This is a genomic window from Methanospirillum sp., assembly GCF_035406105.1.
Taxonomy (GTDB): Archaea; Halobacteriota; Methanomicrobia; order Methanomicrobiales; family Methanospirillaceae; genus Methanospirillum.
The window spans coordinates 1-1,555 of record NZ_DAONKG010000345.1 but is presented as its reverse complement, the minus strand read 5'-3'; the positions used below and the strand labels follow the sequence as shown (position 1 = coordinate 1,555).

Genomic DNA, 1,555 nt, shown 5'->3' with positions numbered 1-1,555 from the left:
TCTCGTTGGACCTGCTCAGAGAGTTCCTTATTGGAGATGAGGAGTCCTCTAATTCAATTGATCGTCTGTTTTCTAAAAAAATAACAATCTCCGATCCCTGTGCCGCATAAGATACCACCAATGCCAAGCAGGAAATTAGTGGCCCTGCTGGCTAAAGGCAATGCACGGTTAATTCGTCAGCGCGGGACGAACCATGCAATATTTGAGAGAATATCCAAGGGGATAACATATCATGCACCGGTGGTAATGGCAAAAGATGGGTTGTCATCTCATTATATGCTGATTGTTCTTCGGCAACTGGGGTTCACCGATGATGAAATTGATAATTTATTGGGACAATGAGGTTGTCGGATAATGGAATAGTCCTTCTCTTTTCCGTTATTGCTCATTTTATCGGACATTACTTTGTATCTAATGAGAGATTTCTCATAAGATTACTCATTATCTCCTGATCCATATGGAGAAGTTCAATCCCAATAATTCTGTTTTCTTCGTTATAATCCAGAATAACTCCTGCTATCCTCTTCAGAACCCACAATTGGTGATTCATCAAACCGAATATAAAGCGCTCCATTGACAGAATCTATAGTGATTTTCATCCTTCTATTGAATAGCACCACGTTTCAGAAGTTAAAGAAGTTATACCCTCTTAAACATTTTTCCTAATTCCTGACACGAAAACGAGATTATCGTCGGCCGGCCATGCGGACAGGTCCAGGGATCGGCAGTCTGTGACAACTGATTGATGATATCCATCCCCTGTTCCGGGGTAAGAACCGCTCCTGCCTTAACGGCACTCCTGCATGCAACCAGCCGGAGCACCTGTTCTTTTCGCCTGACTGGTCCCTCGTCCTCTAATAGTATCGTCCCGATTATCTCCCTCACGGTATCAGGATCCTCATACCGCCCGAGAACCACCGGAACACCCCGCACACACCAGGTATCCTGACCAAAGGGCTCAATAATAAACCCTTCATCGGTGAGAACCGGAAGAACAGATGAAATAAGCTCATTCTCGGTGGGGCTGAGGGATAACACAACCGGTGCTATCAGTTCCTGGGTTTTCAGGTGCAACGACTCCTGCTGTTTTAACTGATCATATCTGACCCGTTCATGGGCTGCATGCTGATCAATAAGAAATAATGCACCGGTTTTATCGCTTGCAACGATATACGTCCCGCCAACCTGCCCAATCCATATGAGCTCGGGGAACCATTCATCCCTGACCTGACCCTCACCGGCACTCTCCGGTAACCGTGTCTGCAAAAGTTGGCGAGAGGTAGTCCGGTACCCGGCAAGAGATGCTTCACAGACCGAACGTGCACCCTGAGCTGGTACAGGTAACCCATACCGGACTGAAACCTGTGCCGGGGAGGAGATGTCGTTGAGAGATTTTTGGGTATCATCATCCGATCTGGCCGGAGCGTTAAGGAGGTCCGCATCATCAAGTGCTCTCCTGACTGTCCGGACAAGCAGGTCAAGGACCGTCCGTTCGGCCGAGAACCTGATCTCACGCTTGGTCGGGTGAATATTCGCATCAACCCAGGCGGGAGGA

The 1,555-nt window shown here is 47.8% G+C and carries 3 protein-coding genes; 1 reads left to right on the top strand and 2 read right to left on the bottom strand.

Annotation, left to right across the window (positions count from 1 at the left end):
• Positions 1–120 precede the first annotated feature (120 nt).
• Positions 121–342, top strand: coding sequence for a hypothetical protein (locus PLA23_RS13320; RefSeq protein ID WP_324475523.1), 222 nt, complete (start codon positions 121–123; stop codon positions 340–342).
• A gap of 58 nt (positions 343–400) precedes the next feature.
• Here the strand turns inward: PLA23_RS13320 and PLA23_RS13895 are convergent, their stop codons facing one another.
• On the bottom strand, positions 401–550 hold the full coding sequence (locus PLA23_RS13895; RefSeq protein WP_502883637.1) for a DUF2283 domain-containing protein: 150 nt from the start codon (positions 548–550) through the stop codon (positions 401–403).
• 89 nt (positions 551–639) lie between these two features.
• The coding region (locus PLA23_RS13315) for a DNA mismatch repair MutL family protein (RefSeq protein ID WP_502883636.1) at positions 640–1,555 on the bottom strand (916 nt) is incomplete at its 5' end.

What these genes read in the sequence shown, in the direction of transcription:
- PLA23_RS13320 (WP_324475523.1), top strand. Translation starts at nt 121, where the DNA reads ATGCCAAGCAGGAAATTAGTGGCCCTGCTGGCTAAAGGCAATGCACGG.
- PLA23_RS13895 (WP_502883637.1), bottom strand. Translation starts at nt 550, where the DNA reads ATGAATCACCAATTGTGGGTTCTGAAGAGGATAGCAGGAGTTATTCTG.